General features: G+C 68.6%; 2 protein-coding genes. One reads left to right on the top strand and one right to left on the bottom strand.

Going from position 1 to position 1,940, the window contains the following annotated elements:
• The coding region (locus HU218_RS13505) for an MFS transporter (RefSeq protein ID WP_174875460.1) at positions 1-1,100 on the bottom strand (1,100 nt) is incomplete at its 3' end.
• A gap of 127 nt (positions 1,101-1,227) precedes the next feature.
• On the opposite strand from HU218_RS13505, the gene HU218_RS13510 reads away from it, so the two are divergent.
• A partial coding sequence (locus tag HU218_RS13510) for an SgrR family transcriptional regulator (RefSeq protein ID WP_174875461.1) occupies positions 1,228-1,940 on the top strand: 713 nt, incomplete at its 3' end.

Genomic DNA, 1,940 nt, shown 5'->3' on the forward strand with positions numbered 1-1,940 from the left:
AGGCACCACAGCATGGCCGGGCCCGGCATGGCGGTGAGCAGCAGGCCGGCCAGCACCGGGCTGCCGGCGGCGCCCAGCTGCGCCAGGTTCTGCGCACCGTAGTAACTGCCTTTGAGCTGTTCCGGCGCGATGGCGTCGATGTACAGGTATTCCGCCGGCACCAGCAGGATCTCGCCCAGGGTGAACAGCACCATCCAGCCGCACCACAACCACAGCGACGGCGACAAGGCGAAGCCGGCCAGGCCGCCTGCCAGCAGCAGCGATGCCAGCATGATCCAGCGCAGCAGGTTGTGCGGTTGCAGCAGACGTCCCAGCCAGTACTGGCACAGCACCACGGTAACGGCGTTGCAGGTAATCAGCGCCGACATCCAGCGCAGCACTTCGGCATCGCTATGTCCCTGCAGCAGGTACAGCGACAGGTAATCGGAAAAGCGGCCGTTCACCACGCAAGCCAGCAGGCTGCCGGTGGTGAACAACACCAGGGTGCGGTCGCGGCGCAGCAGCCGCAGCGTGGCGGCAAACTGCAGCGGCGGCGCGCGATGTTCGCTATGGCCGCGCGGCACCTGGCGCAGTAACGGCAGCCCGGCCAGCGCCAGCACGGCGGCCAGGCCAAATGCCCAGCCCGGATGGCTGGCCGCCAGCAGGCTGCCCAGCAGCGGGCCGATGGCGTAGCCGACATTGGCCAGCGTGTAGCGCAAGGAGAATGCCGCGCTGCGCTCGTCCGGCGGCAGCAGGTCGCTGAGCAGCGCCTTGAGCGCGATACCGAACAGCACGAAGGCCACCTCTACCAGCAGCAGCGCCAGCGCCGTGGGCCAGAGCTGCCGGCTGGCCGGCAACAGCACAAAGCCGGCCGCCACCGCCAGCAAGGCCGCCTGCAGCAGCCGGCGGCGGTCGCTGCGATCGACCAGAAAACCGGCGTACAGCCCGCCCAGCGTAGCGCATACCAGCACGCCGCCCAGCAGCAGGCCGATCTGCTGCGCCCCCAGCTGCAGCTGCCGTCCCAGCGTCAGCACCAGCAGCGGCGACACCAGCGCGCGGCACACCGACAACACAAAACTGCATAGCAGCAGCTGGCGAACCAGCGGGGAAAAACGCGACACGATGACACTCCTTTTCGACTGCCTGCAGTATCGGCAACAAAGCAGAAGTCAAAAATGGATAAACTCGCCATTATTTACTTCCGCTTTTAGCGCCGAGACCGGCAGCTTGCCGCGGGCAGGAGTGACCATGCGTCTGGAACAACAATACCGGCTGCTGTACCGCCAGTTCGGCGACGACGATGCCCACCCGGGGCTGCCGGCGCTGGCGGCGCTGCTGAACTGCAGCGAACGCAATGTGCGGCTGCAGCTGGGCAAGATGCAGGCGCAAGGCTGGATCGCCTGGCAGCCAGGGCGTGGTCGCGGCCGGCGCTCCACCCTGCGCTGCCTGCAGTCTCCGGAGGCGCTGGCGCTGCACAGCGTTGGCCGCCTGCTGGCGCAGGGCGAGCTGGAGCAGGCATTTGCCCGCCTGCCGGCCGCCCAGCGCGGCCAGCTGATGGCGCAGCTGCCGCGCTACCTCGGCGCCGGCAACAACCGCCGCCAGCTACGCATCCCGATCCACCGCCAGCTGATCACCCTCGATCCGCTCACCGTCAGCAGCCGGCTGGAGGCGCATCTGGTGCGGCAGCTGTTCGACCGGCTGTGCGATTTCGATGTCCACAGCCAGACGCTGCAGCCGGCGCTGGCACACGCCTGGGAGCCGCAGGAGCAGGCGCGGCGCTGGCGTTTCTGGCTGCGCCCGGGCATCAGCTTTCACGACGGCACGCCGCTGGATGCCGCCGCGATAGCCGCCAGCATCCGCCGGCTGGACAGCCCGGCCAGTATGTGGCGGCGGCAGTACCGCGGCCTGCGCGCCATCCGGGTACACGATGCGCTGTCGCTGAGCTTCGAACTGGCCGACAG

It is taken from the genome of Vogesella oryzae (assembly GCF_902829295.1).
Taxonomy (GTDB): domain Bacteria; phylum Pseudomonadota; class Gammaproteobacteria; order Burkholderiales; family Chromobacteriaceae; genus Vogesella; species Vogesella oryzae.